General features: G+C 40.9%; 20 protein-coding genes. 15 read left to right on the top strand and 5 right to left on the bottom strand.

Annotation, left to right across the window (positions count from 1 at the left end):
- The first annotated feature begins 419 nt into the window (after window positions 1-419).
- The 6 genes from AB685_RS08535 to AB685_RS08510 all read left to right on the top strand — a co-directional run bounded on the left by AB685_RS08535 (window position 420) and on the right by AB685_RS08510 (window position 9153).
- A complete protein-coding gene (locus AB685_RS08535; protein ID WP_241773272.1) occupies window positions 420-1310 on the top strand; it encodes an ABC transporter permease subunit in 891 nt (296 codons plus the stop codon).
- Between the two features lie 15 nt (window positions 1311-1325).
- On the top strand, window positions 1326-2228 hold the full coding sequence (locus tag AB685_RS08530; RefSeq protein ID WP_047970161.1) for a carbohydrate ABC transporter permease: 903 nt from the start codon (window positions 1326-1328) through the stop codon (window positions 2226-2228).
- A gap of 223 nt (window positions 2229-2451) precedes the next feature.
- Window positions 2452-4053 (top strand): extracellular solute-binding protein, encoded by a 1602-nt coding sequence (locus tag AB685_RS08525; RefSeq protein ID WP_047970160.1) that lies wholly within the window; start codon window positions 2452-2454, stop codon window positions 4051-4053.
- A 116-nt stretch (window positions 4054-4169) separates the two neighbouring features.
- Window positions 4170-5645, top strand: a complete 1476-nt coding sequence (locus tag AB685_RS08520; protein ID WP_047970159.1) for a glycoside hydrolase family 32 protein — start codon at window positions 4170-4172, stop codon at window positions 5643-5645.
- Window positions 5646-5911: 266 nt separating this feature from the next.
- Window positions 5912-6868: a carbohydrate kinase gene (locus AB685_RS08515; protein WP_047970158.1), complete on the top strand. Its 957-nt coding sequence runs from the start codon at window positions 5912-5914 to the stop codon at window positions 6866-6868.
- A 44-nt stretch (window positions 6869-6912) separates the two neighbouring features.
- Window positions 6913-9153: a GH32 C-terminal domain-containing protein gene (locus AB685_RS08510; RefSeq protein ID WP_047970157.1), complete on the top strand. Its 2241-nt coding sequence runs from the start codon at window positions 6913-6915 to the stop codon at window positions 9151-9153.
- Window positions 9154-9445: 292 nt separating this feature from the next.
- On the opposite strand, the gene AB685_RS08505 is transcribed toward AB685_RS08510, so the two are convergent.
- Window positions 9446-9739 (bottom strand): RNA polymerase alpha subunit C-terminal domain-containing protein, encoded by a 294-nt coding sequence (locus tag AB685_RS08505; RefSeq protein ID WP_047970156.1) that lies wholly within the window; start codon window positions 9737-9739, stop codon window positions 9446-9448.
- A 131-nt stretch (window positions 9740-9870) separates the two neighbouring features.
- On the opposite strand from AB685_RS08505, the gene AB685_RS08500 reads away from it, so the two are divergent.
- The 6 genes from AB685_RS08500 (at window position 9871) to AB685_RS08480 (ending at window position 13036) form a co-directional block, all read left to right on the top strand.
- Window positions 9871-10245, top strand: coding sequence for a hypothetical protein (locus AB685_RS08500; protein ID WP_047970155.1), 375 nt, complete (start codon window positions 9871-9873; stop codon window positions 10243-10245).
- 70 nt (window positions 10246-10315) lie between these two features.
- Window positions 10316-10669 (top strand): DUF3221 domain-containing protein, encoded by a 354-nt coding sequence (locus tag AB685_RS08495; RefSeq protein WP_047970154.1) that lies wholly within the window; start codon window positions 10316-10318, stop codon window positions 10667-10669.
- A gap of 21 nt (window positions 10670-10690) precedes the next feature.
- The gene (locus tag AB685_RS08490; RefSeq protein ID WP_047970153.1) at window positions 10691-11509 is read left to right on the top strand and encodes a nucleotidyltransferase domain-containing protein; all 819 of its coding nucleotides are present in this window, start codon (window positions 10691-10693) and stop codon (window positions 11507-11509) included.
- Window positions 11510-11850: 341 nt separating this feature from the next.
- Window positions 11851-12012, top strand: coding sequence for a hypothetical protein (locus AB685_RS31240; protein ID WP_157860708.1), 162 nt, complete (start codon window positions 11851-11853; stop codon window positions 12010-12012).
- A gap of 112 nt (window positions 12013-12124) precedes the next feature.
- Complete coding sequence (locus AB685_RS08485; protein WP_047970152.1) at window positions 12125-12457, top strand: metalloregulator ArsR/SmtB family transcription factor; 333 nt, start codon at window positions 12125-12127, stop codon at window positions 12455-12457.
- A gap of 75 nt (window positions 12458-12532) precedes the next feature.
- A complete protein-coding gene (locus AB685_RS08480; RefSeq protein WP_047970151.1) occupies window positions 12533-13036 on the top strand; it encodes an SRPBCC domain-containing protein in 504 nt (167 codons plus the stop codon).
- Window positions 13037-13317: 281 nt separating this feature from the next.
- On the opposite strand, the gene AB685_RS08475 is transcribed toward AB685_RS08480, so the two are convergent.
- The 4 genes from AB685_RS08475 to AB685_RS08460 form a co-directional block, all read right to left on the bottom strand.
- Window positions 13318-14292 (bottom strand): glycosyltransferase family 2 protein, encoded by a 975-nt coding sequence (locus AB685_RS08475; RefSeq protein ID WP_047970150.1) that lies wholly within the window; start codon window positions 14290-14292, stop codon window positions 13318-13320.
- A gap of 11 nt (window positions 14293-14303) precedes the next feature.
- Complete coding sequence (locus AB685_RS08470) at window positions 14304-14681, bottom strand: GtrA family protein (RefSeq protein ID WP_047970149.1); 378 nt, start codon at window positions 14679-14681, stop codon at window positions 14304-14306.
- Window positions 14678-16144, bottom strand: a complete 1467-nt coding sequence (locus AB685_RS08465; protein ID WP_047970148.1) for a hypothetical protein — start codon at window positions 16142-16144, stop codon at window positions 14678-14680. Before AB685_RS08465 ends, AB685_RS08470 begins: the two co-directional genes overlap by 4 nt.
- 998 nt (window positions 16145-17142) lie before the next feature.
- Window positions 17143-17850, bottom strand: coding sequence for a hypothetical protein (locus AB685_RS08460; RefSeq protein ID WP_047970147.1), 708 nt, complete (start codon window positions 17848-17850; stop codon window positions 17143-17145).
- Between the two features lie 277 nt (window positions 17851-18127).
- On the opposite strand from AB685_RS08460, the gene AB685_RS08455 reads away from it, so the two are divergent.
- From AB685_RS08455 to AB685_RS08445, 3 genes are all read left to right on the top strand, one after another.
- Window positions 18128-18913: a transposase gene (locus AB685_RS08455; RefSeq protein ID WP_047970146.1), complete on the top strand. Its 786-nt coding sequence runs from the start codon at window positions 18128-18130 to the stop codon at window positions 18911-18913.
- Between the two features lie 711 nt (window positions 18914-19624).
- The gene (locus AB685_RS08450; RefSeq protein ID WP_047970145.1) at window positions 19625-20260 is read left to right on the top strand and encodes a hypothetical protein; all 636 of its coding nucleotides are present in this window, start codon (window positions 19625-19627) and stop codon (window positions 20258-20260) included.
- Between the two features lie 21 nt (window positions 20261-20281).
- The gene (locus tag AB685_RS08445) at window positions 20282-20728 is read left to right on the top strand and encodes a hypothetical protein (protein ID WP_047970144.1); all 447 of its coding nucleotides are present in this window, start codon (window positions 20282-20284) and stop codon (window positions 20726-20728) included.
- The last annotated feature ends 113 nt before the right edge of the window (window positions 20729-20841 follow it).

Here is a 20841-nt window from a genome sequence, read left to right as displayed (position 1 = left end):
CGGAGTGAGGAGGCTCAAGGTCGCCCTTAGGATAAGCGCAGCTATTTGCGGAAAGGAACAGCGGCGATTAACCAATAATTTTTTATCTTTATTAAGGACCGGGCGGTTTTTGCCTGGTTTTTATTTTTAGGCTTGTTTATATTGTAACCGGTTTCAACTACCGAAGATTTTAAAACACTTAACCCAAAAATATTAAACTATCATTATCTTTTTTTTTGCTATATTTGAACAAAGAAAGCGTTATCTTGAATCCTCAACAGGTCTGAAGCAGGCAGCGAAGGGCTTGTAGAACAAAATCGCAAAAAATATATAAAGGGGTGATATTCATGAGTCAGGGTTTAGAACCTCTGAACAAGCCGGTAGAAATTACAAGTGAGGCCACGAAAGTTCCTAAAACAAAAAAAAGGAAGCAGAACCGAATGGCCTACATAAAGAAAAATTGGGTTTTGTACTTATTCCTGGCACCAGCAGTGTTATCTGTTTTTATTTTCAACTATATACCAATGTATGGCGTGCTGATTGCTTTTCAGAACTTTAGTGTGACAAAAGGGATATGGGGAAGCGACTGGGTTGGTTTTGCCCACTTCACCAGTTTCCTGACGTCACCAAACTTTCTGCAGATTTTCCTGAATACGATTAAGCTGAGTTCTTATGAACTGCTTATCGGGTTTCCTGTCCCCGTCATATTGGCACTTATGCTTCATCAGATCAGAAGGTCAGGAATTAAAAAGAACATCCAGCTGGTTATCTATGCACCATATTTCATTTCTACGGTTGTTATCGCCGGAATGCTGTTCCTCTTCTTATCTCCGGCAGGACCTATTAATGGATTGCTGGGATGGATTATGAATCGTCCTGTTTCATTTATGTCTGAACCTGATTACTTTAGGACCATCTTCATCACATCTGGTATATGGCAGGGTGCCGGCTTTGCATCAATTGTCTATGTTGCGGCCCTATCCAATTCTGATCCGCAGCTACATGATGCAGCAACAATCGATGGTGCCTCTCTTTTACAGAGAATCTGGCATATTGATCTTCAGGTACTGAAACCGGTCATGGCAGTTCTGTTCATTCTTTCTATTGGAGGAATCATGGGTGTCGGGTTTGAAAAAGCCTACTTGCTCCAAACAGACCGAAACTTGCCCGCTTCCGAAATTATCGACACTTATGTATATAAGCGCGGACTTCTTGCAGGAGATTGGTCATTCGGGGCAGCGGTAGGTTTGTTCAATACCGTAATTGGTCTTGTATTGCTAGCAACAGCGAATCAGGTAGTGAAAAAACTAAAAGGCGAAACGCTTTATTAGGAAAGGAGGAAAACGATGAGTAATTCTAAAAGAACCCATTTACTAGACAGCTCAAAAACGGACCGTATAATTCTTCTGGTCAATAAAGTGTTGTTGAGTCTGGTTGTAATCGTTGTAACAGTTCCTCTCTTATATGTCCTGCTTGGCTCGTTTTTGCAGCCCCAAATCCTGGCTACAAAGGGATTGTCGTTCAATCCTGATCATTGGACAATTGACGGATATGTTCGAATCTTCCAAGATGGCACGATAATGAGAGGATTCTTCAACTCTGTTCTATATGCATCAGGATTTACATTTGTGGCCATCAGCTTTACCGTTCTTGCTGGGTATGCATTATCAGTGGACGATCTTGTCGGGAAAAAGTTCTTTGTTATCTTCTTCCTTATTGCCATGTTTTTCAATGGCGGAATGATTCCGACCTATTTGGTTGTCCGTTCAATGGGATTGTTGAATACTCCATGGGCGATCATTCTGCCTGGTGCAGTTGGAGTTTGGAATCTTATCCTGGCAAGGACATACTTTAAAGCGATCCCAAAAGAACTGAAAGAGGCAGCAAGAATAGATGGCGCATCTGACTTGATGATCTTCTGGAAAATTGTATTGCCCTTAGCCAAACCAATTATCTTCGTGCTGGCACTATTCGCCTTTATCGGTCAATGGAACGCCTATTTCCAAGCGATGATTTATCTGGATGACCGTTCACTCTATCCGTTGCAACTAGTATTACGTGAAATCCTCATTCAGAACGAAGTACAGCCTGGCATGATTGCCGACCAGCTGGCACGTGCCGAGATGCAGAAGATTGCAGAAATGATCAAGTACTCGTCCATCGTTGTAGCAAGTTTACCTTTATTGATAATGTACCCTTTCTTCCAGAAGTATTTTGAAAAAGGGGTTATGGTTGGGTCATTGAAATAAAGCTCTTTTCTGAAAGATTGTTGCTATTCTTAGTAAAAAGTTGGCAATTGGACTTTTTACCGCTTTTCTACTCTAAATTAGGTATGCAGTTTATCCTGGACAACCAGGAAAAGAGCACGACAGCAAGGAGTATAACGGTTGATATAAAAAAACGGAAAAGCAACAAAGTTTACGAAAACAGCCTGAAATAAAACTCTATAAAAATGAAAAGTGGGGTAAGGTTATGAAAAAAATGTACAAAGTATTGCTAGCTTCCTTTCTGGCAAGTGTATTATTGATTGCTGGCTGTTCCAACAATACAGCACAGACATGGTCAGATGATTACGAGTTAGAAGATATTACATTCCCATTGAAGCAGGAAGACATTTCGTTGAAAATTATGACATCCAGCTCTCCATTGGCTCCTGATGATCCGAACGAAAAGTTGATTTATGAAAGATTAGAAGAAAAAACAGGTGTTCACATTGAGTGGAGAAATTTCACTGGAGAAGTATTTGGAGAAAGAAGAAACCTTGCGATGGCTACTGGCGAAATGCCGGACGCGATCAAGAATGCTGCCTTCAGCGACTATGAGCTGTTAAAGCTTGCAGAAGATGAAGCAATTATTCCACTAAACGATCTAATTGAAAATCATATGCCAAACCTGAAAGCTGTGTTGGAGAAAGCTCCACAATACGAAGCGATGATGACAGCTCCTGACGGAAATATCTATGCCTTTCCTTGGATTGAAGAATTAGGGGAAGGAAAAGAAAGCATTCATTCTGTCGATAATTTCCCTTGGATCAATGTAGAGTGGATTGACCAGCTAGGACTGGAAATCCCGACAACGACTGATGAATTAAAAGAGGTATTGATTGCCTTCAGAGACAACGACCCTGCAGGAGACGGACAAACAATTCCGATGTCATTTATTATAAATGACGGTGGTCAAGATCCTGGCTTCCTATTTGGATCATTCGGTCTTGGCGATAACTGGGATCGCACAGTAGTAACGAATGATGGGGAAGTGAAATTGACTGCAGCTGATGAAGGTTATATCGAAGCAATCAATTTCATGAACGAATTGTATGAAGAGAAACTTCTTGATATTGAGGCATTTGAGCATGAATGGCCTGCATATGTGGCAAAAGGACAAGAAGGACGATATGGAATGTACTTCACATGGGATAAAGGAAATATTACAGGTATGAACGATAAATACGATTTAATGCCTCCTTTATCCGGACCAGATGGGCACAAGAACGTTACAAGAACCAATGGAATGGGCTTTGATCGCTCCAGAATGGTTATTACAAGTGCCAATAAAAACCTTGAATTGACTGCTAAGTGGATTGATGAGCTTTACGATCCAGCACAATCTGTACAAAACAACTGGGGTACCTTTGGTGATGATGAGGAACAAAACATCTTTGAGTGGGATGAAGAGGAAGAAATGCTAAGACATTTGTCTCTGGACGGTACGGCACCTGTTGAATTGCGCGAAAAAACCTCTGTCGGTGGACCACTTGCAATTCTTGATAGTTACTATGGTACGGTTACTACCAAGCCGGATGATGCTGCATGGAGATTGAACTTGATGAAAGAAGTTATGGTTCCACACATGAAAGCAGATAATATCTACCCGAAAGTATTTTTCGATAAAGAGGAACTTGATCGCCTCTCCACCATTGAAGCGGACTTATTTCCATATGTAAACAGAAAGCGTGCAGAATGGATTACCAATGGAAAAATAGAAGCGGAATGGGCGGAATACCTCGAAGAATTGGAGCGCCTAGGTTTATCTGAATGGCTTGAGATTAAACAAGCAGGATTTGATAGACAGTAATCATTTTACAAGTGCCTGTCACCACCCGGAATATGGACGTATATTGTCAATAGTTTGGGAGGTGTCCGGCATTTTCTTTGTAATCTGGCGAAAGCCTCGTAAAGGAGAGAGTGTTTATGACAGTTCAATATAAAGAAAATCATCGCCCACAATTCCATTTCTCCCCCAAGGAAAAATGGATGAACGACCCGAACGGGATGGTGTTTTTCAACAAAGAGTATCATTTATTCTATCAGTATCACCCGCACGGTACGACATGGGGGCCAATGCACTGGGGCCACGCCGTAAGCAAAGATATGATCCATTGGGAAGAGCTTCCTATTGCATTATACCCGGATGAGCATGGTGCCATTTTCTCCGGAAGCGCGGTTGTGGACTGGAATAATACTACAGGATTTTTTGAGGAAGCTCCGGGGTTGGTTGCGATTTTTACACATGCAGATAACTATCCTGGCACAGAGCGGCCACGACAACGTCAAAGCTTGGCGTACAGCAAAGATGATGGAAGAACATGGGAAACTTACGAAGGAAATCCGGTCCTTTCTGATGTGGACATTACCGACTACCGTGATCCAAAAGTGTTCTGGCATGAAGAATCAAACAAATGGGTGATGGTGCTGGCAACAGGTCAAACTGTTACAATCTACACATCCCTCAACTTGAAAGAGTGGGAGTTTGCAAGTGTGTTTGGAATAAAAGAAGGGTCACATGACGGTGTCTGGGAATGTCCGGATCTATTTCAATTGCCTATTGATGGAGAACCGGGGAACAAGAAATGGGTCATGCTCGTAAGCATTGGAGATAACCCTAAATTCAAAGAAGGATCCAGAACTCAGTATTTTGTCGGGGACTTTGATGGCACAACCTTTTTGAATGAAAATTCTGAAGAAGTTGTTCTATGGCTGGACTATGGCAGAGATAACTATGCAGGTGTCAGCTGGTCAGATATTCCAAGAGAGGATGGCAGACGGATCTATATTGGCTGGATGAGCAACTGGCGCTATGCTAATCAATTGCCAACAAAAGAATGGCGCAGTGCGATGACATTACCAAGAGAATTATCTCTAACATCCACGGCCGCCGGTCTGCGAATCTTGCAGTCACCTGTAGCGGAAATCAAAACCATCCGAGGGGAAGCGGAGTCATTTAAAAATCTAGCTCTTGACGGAAATGAACCGATTTCTTACAAGATCAGTGAATTAACGGAGATAGAGGTTAAATTTGAAAAAGAGACCGCAGAATCATTCGGTTTATCCGTCTTGAATTCCAAGGAGGAAAAGACAACAATCAGCTATGATGCAGTGAAGGAAGAGTTAATTGTTGATCGTACGGGTGCTGGTGATAATAGCTTCTCAGAATCATTCGCTGCTATCCAGGTGGCACCATTGAATATGGATGGTAAAACAATAAATCTTCAAATCTTCGTGGATGCATCATCCATTGAGGTCTTTGCAAACAATGGAAGGATTGCAGTTACCAGCCTTGTCTTTCCTCATGAAAAAGCAGATAAGGTGAATTTATTTTCAAAAGAAGGAACGGCAAACGTACGTCAATTAACACTTACACCACTAAAATCAATCTGGAGTAAGTGAATATTAGACTCAGTTAAAGTTAACTGTGATTATAATCTGGTTTCTAGCTGTTGATTGAAGCAAAAGGCGGAGACTCCTGCAGGGGAGTAGCGGCAATCTTGAGACCCCGCAGGGCAAAGCCCGAGGAGGCTCAAGGTCGCCCTTGGATAAGCGCAGCCTTTTGCGGAAATCAACAGCGGTGTTTAGTAGATACAAAAATAAAGAAAAGCTCTAATCGAATTTCTGGTTAGAGCTTTTCAACTATGGATGTAAAGGTGGGGCTTTTAATGGGAGGAAATACTTCCGTCATTTGTATGGGAGAGCTGCTGATAGACTTTTTCTGTACAGATGTGGGCATTGATTTAGTAAAAGGGAAAAATTTTGAAAAGCAAGCAGGGGGAGCTCCTGCTAATGTATGTGCAACCATTGTGAAATTGGGGGGATATGCGCTGTTCAGCGGGAAGGTCGGGAATGATCCCTTTGGACACTTTCTAAAAAGTACATTGGAAGATGTAAAGGTAGACACGTCGATGCTTGTAATGGATAATACCAACCCGACAACATTGGCATTTGTGTCTTTAAAGAAAAATGGCGAAAGAGATTTTGTCTTTAACCGGGGGGCAGATGCCTTTTTATTGGAGGAGGAACTTGATCAAGACAAAATGGAGCAAGCTTCCATCCTGCATTTCGGTTCTGCAACCGCTCTATTGGAGGAGCCTTTCAGAACCACCTACTTGAATACCTTGCATTCTGCAAAGGGAAGAGGACAGTTTATATCCTTTGATCCTAACTATCGGTTGGACCTTTGGAAAGGAAGAGAAAGTCTTTTTGTCGACTTAGTGAAACAAGGAATCTCGCTGTCTGATTTTGTGAAAGTCAGTGAGGAGGAATTGGAAATAATTGCAGGGACCGAAGAGCTCGAAAGCGGTGTGCAAACTCTTCATGCATTAGGAGCTAAAATAGTAGCCATTACATTGGGGAAAAGAGGAACTTTGATCTCAAATGGACAGCAGCAAGAAATTATACCTAGTATTCCCGTAGATTCTATTGATTCGACTGGGGCCGGCGATGCATTTGTTGGAGCAGCACTTTACCAATTTTCCAAAGGTGATAACGCTGAAAAAATATTGGGAGATTTTCAACATCTTAAAGAGATTATCTTATTCAGCAATAAGGTGGGTGCCCTGGTTTGCACGAAAGTAGGGGCAATTTCAGCTATTCCAACCATGGAAGAAGTTATATAGATACAGTAATCAGTAATTTTTCTCGAGGGGGTGTAACATGATTTATGGATTCAAGCGCATTAATTTCCAGATGGCAGTTTGAAGAGCAGGAGGGGAACACCACTCTTGACGGAGTGTCGGGCATAAACGACACGGTTCATTATATTTTTGATGAGGCGATGTTTCAGCCGAACAGGCAGCTGAAAAGAAGAAAAGGGATCAGTGGGAATGCTCTGTGGTTTGATGGCTTTTCCACGTACATTGAAAGAAAACAAGATAAATTCAAGGTGGATAAAAATAGTGTGACCATTTCAGGCTGGGTGGCGCCTCATGCTTTTGGTGGTCTAGAGGACAAACGATTAACTGCACTGGTAAACCAGCATGATCTTAAAGAAGAGAAAGGTTTCATTCTCGGCTTCCATAAGCATGGATTGCTTTCTTTCCAGCTAGGCTTAACTAGTGGCTGGAAGGAAGTGTGGGGTGAAAACCATTACCTACCAAAGGATGTCTGGTCCCATGTTGCAGCAACCTATGATAAAAAAGAAAGCTGCATGAAATTATACTTAAACGGTGTACTGATAGGAAGTCAGCAAACGGAACAAGAGGATATTGCCCCGGCTGATGTGGATCTGCTAATCGGAAAAAATAACCTTCCATTCATGGTAGCTGATACATTTGCGCTTAATATGTTCAGCGGCCTGATGGATGAGGTCAGTATTTATAATCAGGCATTAACAGAAGAAGAAATCCTGAATCAATATCATACATATCTTGAAAGAGCGGAAGGTGTAATTTCTGATATTCCCTATGAAAATATCAGTATTGACCGGAACGAATTTGCGGCGGATAAACATCGGCCCCAGTACCATGCCACTGCTCCAGGGCATTGGATGAACGAGCCACATGCCCCTCTGTATTATAAGGGAAAGTACCATCTGTTCTATCAACATAATCCTCAAGGTCCTTATTGGGGAAATATACATTGGGGTCACTGGGTAAGTGATGATCTGATCCATTGGAAGGATCAACCTGTCGCTTTGGCACCTGCCAAGGATGAAGTCGATCCTGATGGAACATGGTCCGGCTGTGCCCACTATGATGAAAAAGGATTGCCGGTATTATTTTTCACAGCTGGAAATCACCATTATCTACCTAACCAGATGATAGGGCTGGCAAGAAGCACCTATGAAAAAGATGGGGATGTAAACTTGTCACAATGGGAAAAGCATTCTGAACCTGTCATTTTTCAGCCTGAAGGTCATCAGCTTGACGATGATGGTTTCAGAGACCCATTTGTCTGGAAAGAGGACGATACCTGGTATCAAATTGTGGCCTCTGGGATTAATGGACAAGGAGGAACTGCACTTTTATTTGAATCTGCTAATATAGTGGACTGGCAATTCAAAGGCTGCCTATATGTCAGTGATTATGAAAAGTATCCTTATCTGGGCAGGGTATGGGAGCTGCCGATTCTTCTGCCGCTTGGGATGAATAGTAAGGGAGAAGAAAAGCATCTCTTTATCATCAGTCCTGTAGGAGAAGGTGCTGACGTTGAAGTTTTCTATTGGGTCGGCGCCTGGGACAAGGTAAAAGGAAGCTTTACACCGGACGAGGAAGAACCGCAGCTTTTCGATCTTGGTGATTTTCATTTTACCGGACCAAGCGCAATGGTCGATCCCGTTACTAAAAAACTGCTTTTATTTACAATTGCCCAAGGGGAAAGACCAATTGAATATGAATATGCTTCAGGCTGGGCCCATAATGCCGGCATGCCTGTAGAAGTGTATCTTGGACATGATGACCGGATGAGAATAAAGCCGGTGGATCAAGTGAAAAAGCTTCGTAAGGATAAACTGCTTGACCTCAAGGATAGAACCTTGGCGGAAGTGAATGAACAGTTAAAACAGCTCAGCGGTGATATGTTGGAAATACGTCTGAAGTTTAAAGAAGCATATGAAAGCAGTTGCGGATTGTATATTAGGCAATCAAAGGATAGAAAAGAGGAAACATTATTTTATTATAATCGCTCTGAAGATGGATTCTATGTGAACCGCAATAAAACATCAGTGGATAAAAGGGAAAGAACAACAGGCATACAAGGAGGAGTAGTGCAGTTAGGGGAAAACCCATTGGACCTTAGACTGCTGCTAGATAAATCTTTGGTTGAAGTCTATATAAATGAACTGAAAAGCCTGACCACACGTGTCTATCCTGCTCAGGAAGATGCCAATGGCATTCTGTTGTTTGGTGATGCCGAACTGCTAGTGGAGAGGGTGGAAATTTGGTCAATGAAGAAAATTAATTAAAATGGGGTATGTATGGGGACGGTTCTATCGCTTCTTTAGAGTGGTCTACGTCTCCATTTTTTTGGTTGGTGATATTACTTGTCAAATCTAACTTTTATTAGAGTGAAGGGGACTGGTTTTTCAAAATAGTAATTATTGAACAAACGTTTGATTAAATGGATTTTTTGTATTGATTGGTAGAAACTGAAATAGCCTCGATAAAGCTCGACTATTATTGCATGGTATAGTGAAATAATTGTAGAGAAGTAAACCTGGTACTCATGGTTGGAAACAACTACTTCTAAGGTTCCGTTCACCCCTTAAAAGAAAACCCTGCCTCCTCCAAAACAGCCCTCAACTTCGGCAAAGAAGCCGGCCCCATTCCATGAAACTTCAGTAGTTCCTTTTCACTATAGCCGGATAGCTGTTCTAAGGTAGTTATCTGATGATGTTCGAGCGCACGTCTTGCTGGAGCGGAAAGCGCAGCAAGAAATCCGCTGTTAGGCTTACGTTCTTGTTCGCAATTAGGGCAGGTTGGGCAATCACTGCTTTTATAATAGGTATGGCCATTACTACATGTTCTTTGGCTTCCACGAGTTGTTGTCATCGTCACAGCTCCTTTTCAAATGAGTTAAATAGTCTTGAAGACTCCCACTCTAAAATTTATCTTGAGCAGCAGAGAAATCTTTGGAATAATTAGGAATAGAAGAACCAAACAAATGAATAGAGGTCGATGTTGTGCGAAAGTTTTCCATTGCTTATCTTGTAGTCTTTAGTATCAGCACCATCCTAACACTTATTATAGTATACAAGGATATAAACCATCCATTAGCAACGGCAATGATGTTCGGTTATGCGATTTTTCTGGTTGCTTCATTGTTTTATTTCCTCTGTTCCATCCTATGGAAAGCAAGAAGGATGCCGCGTCCAGAGCTCAAAAGGAGAGGGCTCAGATTCTTTCTTTATTTTGCATTGTTTTTTGCACTGAGCGTCCTTATTAATCTGAGTGATCCCAATTATTTTAAATCTATTTCCATCGCTTTAGGTATGTCACTTGGACTGTCATTTTTCGATTTGGCACTATCCTTCGATAAAAAAGAGGCTAGTCAATAATGGTGTAGGTTTCTAGGTGTGTCGTCAAAAAAAGTAAATCCCCATGATGGATAAAAAATAGGAGGGTGACATGCGAAAAACGATCTATATTGTTCTGACTTTGTTCTTGGTAGCCTGTGGTTCGGATGAGGTGGAAATAGCGAGTAATCTTAAAAGTGATGCGCATCACATTGGGAAAATCGTAAAGGTAGATAGGAAAAACAACAGGTTATTCCTTGAAGAAATCCAAAATCATCTGGATCAGCCCCTCTCCAAAATTTGGATTACCATAAATGAAGAAACGGAACTACTGAGTGACCACAACAACGAAATAAAAACCACTGATCTAAAAAAAGGCGATCACGTGGAGGTTTGGAACAACGGTAGGATTCTGGAATCAAATCCCGGACAAACAACCGCCGTGAAAATAAATAAGTTCTACTAGGGAGATGGAAGGGAGAACGACATGAAACACTTGCGGAAGGGTTATGGTCTCGATGCCAATGGATTTATTATAAGGGATGTTGGACTAGAAAAGATTTCAACGGACTATCAGAAATGTATCCAAGGAACTAAGGAAAACCTTCGACAGCTGTTTCCGAACCTGCTGCATAGTGTGTATGTGTACGGCAGTGTAGCCAGGGGAGATGCCATAAAAGCGAGCTCGGACCTGGACATTCTCACGGTATTTCATCGAGAATTAGATCCTAGTGAATCTGAAAGCATAAAGCAACTTGGGAAGGATTTGTCTAAAAAATATCTTTCTTTGGTTCGTGATGTAGGCATTGCGAAGACAAGTCTGGATTATGTCATGGATCCGAAAAATTATTACGAACAAGCATTTTTAAGAGAGCTCTGTGTTTGTGTAGATGGAGAGGACCTTCGCGAACATTTCGGTCCTTACAAGCTGACCGCGGAAATAGCGATAAGCTTTAATGGTGATATAAGGGAGGTTTCTGATAGATATTTAAGAAGGCTCGAAGCTGCATCTGACCTTGAATTTCCAGCAATCGCACAAGCCTTCGCCCGAAAGCTAATTCGAACATTCTATTCCATGGTGATGGCTCGCTCGCAGATATGGTCCACAAGGCTTGATGAGCAATCCGAAATCTTCCTTCAACACTTTCCTGAAAAGGCACCGATTGTACACATTCTTCAGAAATGGATAAGGGAGGTACCTACAGACTACCTTAAAGTTTTCGAATTTTTCGAAAAGGAAAGTGTGTGGGCAAGTGACAATTTTAGGATGGAGGCAATTAGTAGCGATTTCAGAACCCAAAAGTAGAAAAGTATAAAGGGATATTCTTTGAAACACAGTTAAAGCAATTTGCCTTTTTTTAAGAAAAAAAGGGGTAGGTCAAAATTTTAATACAGCAGAAGTATCCCAATATGGAGACGGACGGGACAATAAAGAGGATCCGGGAATTGGTTATAAATATTAAGCTTTCAAGAAACAGTGAAAACTGTTCTGCTATAAACCAAAGATGACTTGTTTGCTTTCTAGGAGCTCCGTTATTACCCCGGAGTTCCTTTTTTAATATGGATGGGTAGTAAAAAGAAAGTACCTCGCCAGCATTACGACACTAAACCGGTGGAGATGGGCTTTTTCCTAAAGGCAGCAGAAATATGCCAAATGAAACAGCACATTGGGAGTTTTACAACTGGAAGAGCTTTTTGAGTACAATGGAAGGAATCATACAGGACTCAGATATGGTAGCGATTGAAGAGTGGGTGGAGCGGATTATCGAAAAACAGGTTTTGATCGGAAGTTTTTATACGAGGTGTTAGGGAGATATCAGTTGATGGGAACATAAAGATATAGTTGCGCCTAATGGAAAAGGAAATTTAAAAAAGATAATATTCCTTGATAGGAATATTCCTTCTATGGTATATTTGAATCATGAAAGTTATAAATGTGTTAGCTGAACCGAAACGAATGCTAATTGTGGAACTTTTAAGAAAAGGCCCTCATTCTGTTGGGGAAATTGCTGAAGAGTTGGGATTCAATCAACCTCAGGCGTCCAAACATCTAAAAGTTCTTAGCGAGGCAGGTATCGTGGAGGTGGAGGCAATAACAAACAAAAGAATATACAAACTACGACCAGAGCCTTTTCAGGAGCTTAGCGTATGGGTGGAATCCTATTTGAAAATATGGGAGGAACGGTACGACAATCTTGATGAATATCTTAAGAAAATGCAACTAGATGAAAAAAGGAATAAGGACGACTCTTAGAGAAACATGCAATAAGGCCATTCAACTAGAATCCACGGAGGAGTTGTAAAAAAACAAAGTAATGGAGGAACGAAAATGATCTCAAGAGTGGAAGGTAACGTACTTGTTTTAGAGCGTGAATTCAATGCCCCGAAGAAATTGGTATTTAAAGCTTTTTCAGAAGCTGAGCATCTTAAGCAATGGTGGGGACCGCGTGGTTGGGTTTTGACAGTATGTGATCTTGATTTTAGAGAAGGTGGCGTATGGCATTATTGCATGAAATGTGTAGATGAGAACCAAGGCGACTTCTTTGGTTTCGAGTCTTGGGGAAAAGCGGTTTACACCGAAATCATTAAAGATGAAAAAATTAAATGCACTGATTATTTCTCCGATGCAGAAGGCAATGAGTCTACTGAAATGCCTGCAACTCTTGCTACGATGTTGTTTGAAGAACATGATGGAAAGACAAAGCTGACTAATCGTGCTGAGTATAAATCTCCAGAGGATTTGAAGAAGGTCTTGGAAATGGGGATGGAGCAGGGAATAGCCGAAACGTGGGATCGGTTAGAAGAGCATTTGGAGGATAGGGGACGGTTCTAGCGCTTATTTTCCGTTGACTTAAAATGGGACAGTTCTTTTGCTTCTAGTGTCTCAAGAAGCAAAAGAACCGTCCCTAATTTGTAGTTTCACAATTAATGAGAGTAGTATCCCGATCATAGAGGCAGCCAAAAGTGTGTAAGGTTCAAACATAATGGAGGACGGTGGGTTACCGATGCAAGGTTCAAACAAAAAAACACAACTAGCGCCTTAATGCTAGTTGTGCCATAACCCTTAACATTCTGTTGTATGCATAAAGCAAAAGGGAGCGGGAGAACCGTCCCTTAAACAGAAGCGGAAGAACCGTCCCTCAATTTGCTCTCTTCTTTGGCTAAATTCACCGTCTCTTTTACTACATAGATTGGTCGGTTTTTGCTTTCGTCGTATATGCGTGCGATGTATTCGCCGACGATTCCCATTCCAAGGAGTTGGATTCCGCTGAAGAAGGTGATCGCGACCATGATGGATGCCCATCCTGCTTCTACCTCTTGTCCGAAAAGTTTAACGAGTATAGCGTATAGAAGGACTCCGAACGAGACTAATACGGAAAAGAAACCGAGAGACATTACTATTTTCAAAGGCTTGGTAGAGAAGGCAATAATTCCGTCCGCAGCAAACCGGATCATCTTTTTCAACGGATACTTCGTTTCGCCTGCGAACCTTTCATCACGTTCATATTCAATGAACGTCTGTTTAAAGCCGATCCACGAAAACATTCCACGGACAAAACGGTTGCGTTCTGTCATCTGCTTGAACACATCCGCCACTTTTCGGTCAATCAGACGGAAATCGCCTGTATCCTTGGGGATTTCGATATCTGACATATAGTTCAGGAATTTATAGAAATATTTTGCCGTAAGCAGCTTGAATTTCGTTTCCCCGGCACGCTTCTTACGCTTGGCATACACGACTTCATACCCTTCACGCCACTTCCCTATAAGCTCAGGGATAACCTCTGGCGGGTCCTGCAGGTCGGCGTCAATAATCACAATTGCATCTCCTGAAGCATAATCGATACCGGCTGTCACAGCAGTCTGATGCCCGAAATTACGAGCGAAATTGACAATTTTGACCTTGGGATCGATCCTTGAAACATCTACTAATATATCCATCGTGCGATCGGTGCTACCATCATTGACAAAAATGAATTCATGATCAATAAAATTTTCATCCATCACGTACTTCAATCTGTTATAGCACTCCTGGGCAACTTCTTCCTCAAAATACATCGGCACCACAATTGAAATAAACTCTCTCATAAAATCCTCCATTATCCTACTTGCTGTTGATGGAACGTCCATCTTGAATTTAAGAAATAATTGATGAATAAACTTGCAGCAGTAGCCATAAGGTTTGCCCCTACAGGTTGAAGCCCAGCGTTGTTCACCAGTAGAAACAGAAGACCAGTATGAATGCCAAGCGTCACCAAATTAACCGCAACAAATTTATAAAAAATGGCCGTTTTTTTCCTTTCATCCTTAAACACCCATCTCTTATTCCAATAATAGCTATTCAACACCCCAAGACCATAGCCCATTACATGTGCCAATAAATAATTTATTCCAATATAATAAAATACCGTAAAGCTAAAGAACGTAATCAATGTATTAAAAACACCAACAGTCCCAAATTTGAGGAATCGCTTCATCCTATGAATCTCCTAATCTTTATTTTGAAATAACCCATGCAACTCAACAGGATGATCAGCGGCGTTACACTTACCAAATATCGCGAACGCGTCTCCCACAAAAGAAAGAATAAGAAGTAACCGATGATGGACAACATACAAAACATCACGAAAGCTCTTTTATCTTTGTAAAGACTGGCTGTAAATAGCAATCCGATAAATAATATCAAATGCTGAACCCTCGCATAGCCCTGGAGCAAATTCCCGGACTTATAGTCGAGCAGGCCGGTAATATTCTCTGGCACCACTGGATTTCTCTTAATTTTATTCAAGGAGTAGTAGGTTCCATCTGTCCAGGTATGTTTGATCTTCTCCAAGTTGAAGGCCAGATTTCCTTGTAGGCCTTTTTCCGATACACGATTTTCGAGCTCCTGGTAATGGATCTCGGAAACCTGGCTCCGTGAATGGTCCGCCAATAGCTGCTTTGTCCACTGCACATCGTTTTCAGCGTATTTTCCAACTCTTTCCCCATTTTGGGCCATAACCAACCAATGAGAAACCGGGAAACTGGTTTGCTGCAACTGTTTTTCATTCAATATATCCAACTGATAGAGAGCGCTGTTGAATAAGATTTTCACCAATATAAGCACCACAAAAGGAAGTACAATATATGCTTTTTTCCAACCTTTCATGTAAAGGAAAAGCGTGATGCTGAATGCGATGATAAAAATGATAAGGGACCCCTTCAACAGCATTCCTAACGCGAAAATAAATGCTGCCGCTAAAATAATGGAAAGATTACTTCTAAACTCCCCGTTTCTATCAAGCAGCATGTGTAATGGTAGAAGTAAAAACAATAACGATATCGTATCTGTATAAACAATTGGAGCAAAAAAGATATATGGGAAAAACAATACGCTAACAGCCAATGTGATCATCCCAATGGTATTACCCGCTACCTTCCGAGCAATCAGGAAAATCAAAAGCTGGCTGAAGGTGATGATGAAAATATTAAAAAGTAAATAGACGATAACGGAAGGTGTGAAAACTTTCCCGATGACCACCAACAGGCAAAACAGAAAGCTATTATTAGGGTAGATGGATAAATAGCTGCTTACCTCCCCAGTTTCAAGAAACAGCCTCGCCCCATTTACAAGCGCCCCAAAATCCCAAGACGGCCTGACCGCAAACAGCTTGACGACCACCAGCTGAAGAAAAAGGCTAAACCCTAAAAACCCGGCAACCCAAAAGGTCACCGGAAACTTCTCTAGTAATCTAACAATATGTTGTCGAAATTTAATCAAAGCTACAATAAGCAGTATCACAATAATAAACGTAATAGATTTAAAATATATCGGATAGTCGGAACTAATTGAATGGTGCCCCCTCGTTACAAAGATGTTCACCCCAACAATCAATCCGATTACACTAAAAAAAATGAAAGAAATAAATCTCTCTAAAGAACGAAAAACACCAGAACTCACACTTGCTCACCCTAAATCCAGACATATAATATCCAGATACTTCTTCCTCTAGAATCTCAAAGAAAATAATTCCTTATATTAGAAAAAATAAATAACTGAATAGATTATATTACAGAAAGAGGAAATGGACAAGAGGAAATTGGGGAGGAAATTGGGGACGGTTCTTGCGCTTCTTTTTCAGAAATCAGCGCTTAAGAAGTAACAGTACCCCTTATATAATTTTTTTGTAACTGGTCGGGCCTTTTAAATTACTAGGATGTTGGTTCTTTAACAGCAAAGAGTCATTCTCAATGTAGCGGAAGAACCGTCCCTGTATTCTTCCCAAGTCATCAAACTATCTCCTTCTATCTAAAACTACTAATCTAGGGCAAAGAAGGGACGATTCTTATTGCTTCTAACCATAAAAAAATAGCCTGCTCATTCTATTAAATGAGCAGGCTGTTTTTATGTTGTGACGTCTGATAGATATTTGTCGATAGATTAAAATTATGTTTTATTCCCCCGTACGAGGCTGGAAAGATAAGATCTTGTCGATATATATACCCTCAGATTTTGTAGATATTTCTCAGGAAATTGTTGAATTATGAAAGTGGGGAATTAGTTTGGGACAAAGTCATCTGCAGTTTTTGCGTGCTAAGAATAAATAATTCTCGCAAATAACAAAAAACACAACGCTTCATAAATTAATAGATACTTACATCAAATCACTTTCAAACTTTTAGGGATAAGGGATGATATGTAGAATTTTAAATTGTAAAGAAGAGCCTGTGGTATCTTTCTATGGTTGGAACTATCAAGTGATATATCGTCCAGAGGTTTCCCGTATTGCGTAACGCTATAAGTAAATCGTTACGAGTGAAATCAGGTCAGAGGATAATTTCACTCTAAGCTTTAAAAAAGAAGCAATTTAACTCATATCGCCTGGCGATACGCAATGTACTAGGAGGATAAATCGTTTCATCTGGATAGCTATACAAAGTAATATACTTCCGAATATCTTACTTCTTGAAAAGGGAGAATAGCCAGCTCCAATTTCCGTTGCGCTTATGTATCTCTTCTTCTAGCCGTTTGTTAAAATCATTTTGCGAAACCCACTCATTCTTCTGTTCTGCCCTCATTTTTTGTATTTCTTCTTGCAAGAGTTCCGTTCGTTGTCTTTCTTGTTCTAGTAAGGTTTCATAGTGATTCTTTTGTTGCTCCGTTAATTTTTCAATTTTTGTATTGGTTCGTTGTGAAGAATTACCGATACTGGAGCTTATCACATGATGGTCCTGTTGAAGCTGGGAAACGGTTGTTTTGATCTGTGTCATATCGTTTTTCAGTTGGATATTCATATCGCGTGCCGCTGCAAGTTCATTCACCAGATACTTAAAGGCCTCTTTTAATTGGTTCGGGTCTTGTAGCAACTGTTCGCCTGTATCGGGTAGCGCTATATCGGTTTCGCTCATTTCTTCAAATCGCTCTTTTTGTTGATCTGCAAGATTCCTAGCTGTACTGTCTAGCGGCTTGTCCGTATCGCGTAGCGCTATTAGTGCTATGATATCAGTTTCAACAAAGATTCTCCGGTCTCCATCCTTCAAGAACTCATATCCATTGCGCTCCAGGATTTGTCCATACTTTCGCACAGTAGGGGTTGCAATTCCTACCTCCTCCGCCACTTCCTTGGTGGAATAAGCCCGTTCATTTGCCTTTATATCGTTTCGCATATCGTATCGCACCTCCTACCTTTAAATATGAAGGTTTAGTAGGATATTTGCAAGAGGTATATCGCCTAGTGTGGGGACGGTTCCTTCGCTTCTTTCACCAGTGAACGCTGAAATAGAGGCAATCTGCAATAGAATATGGAAGCGAAAGCTCCGTCCCTATTTTTCTATTTTATTAGCTTGGAAGGTCTCCACTCATATATTGTCGAATAGGTTTATTGATTCATAATTTAATCGAAAGGGATGAAAGCGAAAGAACCGTCCCGGGAGGTGAACCCAAATGCCGAGACAAGCAAGGAGAAAAAGTGTAAGTCGTATATATCACATCATTTTAAGGGGGGCTAATAAGCAAGAAATTTTTCATGATGTTTATGATCGAAGTCGATTTTTGGAGATTCTTGATAGGTGTCAGAGAAAAGTGGATTTCTCGCTATATGGTTGGTGTTTGATGGGGAATCATGTGCATCTTTTAATGAAGGAGGGGGAGGAGTCGATATCCAATACGATGAGGCGCATAGGGGTGAGCTATGCGATGTACTATAACACCAAATATCAAACGATTGGCCATCTCTTTCAGGACCGGTTCAAAAGTGAAAACGTGGAGGATCGCCGTTATCTAATGACGGTCATTCGGTATATTCATCAGAACCCCGTTAAAGCTGGTCTTGTCGGGAAGCCTGAGGAGTGGAATTGGAGTAGTTGTGCCGGATATTACGGTAGCAAACGCCAGCATCCTTGGAAAATCGTAGACGAACGCTTTATCCTCCAATTATTCTCTGAAGAAGAATCCAAAGCCAGAGCGCTGTTCAAGGAATTTAACGAAGAGAGAAATCCCTATGAGGATGAATGCATGGATCCATACACGCCGAGACGAAAGCTAACAGATGAAGAAGCAAGGACCGCCATCCAAAAAGTAATCTCCCCCATGGAAGTACCCCATGTCAAAAGCCTCCCACGTGCTCAACGAACAAGAACCCTACTTAAAATCAAACGCATCAACGGAGTCACCCAAAGACAAGCCGCCAGAATACTGGGCATATCGGAGAGTTTGGTGTTTAAGGCGTAGTAAAGGGACGGTTCTACCGCTTCCCCCAAGATCGCTATAAATAAAAAGAAGAGGGAGAACCGTCCCCATTAGGTCCCCATTAGGTCCCATTAGTTCCCCCACAAAGGAATCGGTTAGAGCACATCAACACCACCCGTTTCCCCTTCCAAACTGACAGCGGATTTAAATTGCTGTGGTTGTGATTGGAGTTATTCTGGGTCTGATACTAGACCATAAAGTGCTGGATGTGTGGAAGAATCTTGCGCTTGTATTGGCGGGTGGCTCATTCTTGGTGAGAGGACAGCGCCCATTGTTATTCGGGGTGTTAACAGTGCTGGTTTTACTGAGATTCTTGTCGGTGATGAGTGGGTAGAGGGAAAGTGCCTCTGCCCGTTTTTCTATGTATATAGAATTACTATTTATTGAACAAACGGTTTAAGTAAGAAAAGATTTTAGCTGTGGGGCGAGGAAGGGTGCCCTTTAGGGTGAGTTTTTTAGCCCTCTCTTCGTACAAATTAGGAAGCGCAAGAACCGTCCCTCAATAAAAAATATAAAAACTTTTATATTATCCTAGAAAACGTCAGGATTCTTCGTATTTCCAAAGGCTAAATCTCTTTATTGTTACATTTCTGGAAATCTACATATTTCTACTTTGTGATAGATTTTATTTATCGTTAAAAGGGAGGGAAGAGAAAAGATTTACAACTATTAAAAAGGGAGAGAGGGAATGAGATGAAAAAAATTATTATATTGTTATCAATTGCATTTGGACTAACTTTTTTATTGAATGAAAATGCTGCAAAAGCCGAGGGTAAACATTATCCAACTGGATCCGAAATAGAGGCAATGAATCAAGAGCTTGAAGGAATGGTAGAAGAATTGAATGAAAGATTGGCAAACGGGGAGAAAAATATTGAAATATCTTCAGAGAATCTTACCGTAGGTTTTAAAGAAGTTAATGGTATTCAGCCTTCTTCCATATCCACTTTTGATCAACAGAACTTGAATATAGAGTCTGTACAAGCAAGTTCCATTGGGTCTAAGAGCTATCAAGCCTTTGTCTCTAATACAAATGGCTTCAACTTTAGGCACGCAGTTTATGGGACTTTTACATGGAATGGAGATAAGTTAGCAGCTGTTACTGCTGATGAAGATTTATCCGGACCTATGTACTCTAAATCAGCTTCTACAAAAATTCAAGGAGTAGATGGTACTATCGGCAGCACTGCGAAAATAGGAAAGGTTTCCAGTAATGGGAAATTCACTCCCTTAAAGTGGTCACCGGCTTCTTTCTATACAACCCTTATTGTTGATGTTTATGCCCCAACCCAAAGTTATCGTATTATCACAGCCAAAATTTCCAGCTAATTGAAGAAAGGAGAAGAGAAGATGAAAAGTGCTACTATGAAATTGTCAACGTTACTAATTGTGTTTGTTTTAGGATTGACTTTAAGTGTGAGTCCCGCTTCAGCAAATGTCCATATTACAAATTATAGTGGAACTACGAAAGAAAGCACTACCTCCCATAGTAAAAACTACCACCATTTTTACTCAAGTAGGGAAACGATTAATGTCAAATTTAAAGTAGATCAGTTTGTAAAAACTGCTAAAAACAAGACGGTATATGTTCAAGTACAAAAAAGTAATGGATTCTGGTGGTCAACACAAACTACTAAATCAGTTACAAATACCAATCAAATAAGTTTTAATGTAAGTGCAGGGACCGGAGATTACCGAATTGTAGTTTATGACGCAGCGGAACCAACCGGTTATGACAAGCCGCCGTTGTATCGTGCTAAATCAACTAAATATTCTGGTTCGGTATCAGGACTATAAGATTAAAAAGAGGATTGTTTCTAGGCTATTAGAAACAATCTTCTTACCCTTATATTCTCATATATACTAAAAATTGCAGGTGTGGTACCATGAAATCCATATTAAATAATAGT

This window comes from Bacillus sp. LL01 (assembly GCF_001037965.1).
Note: the sequence above shows the minus strand (reverse complement) of the source record. Positions and strands in the feature narration are given on the sequence as shown.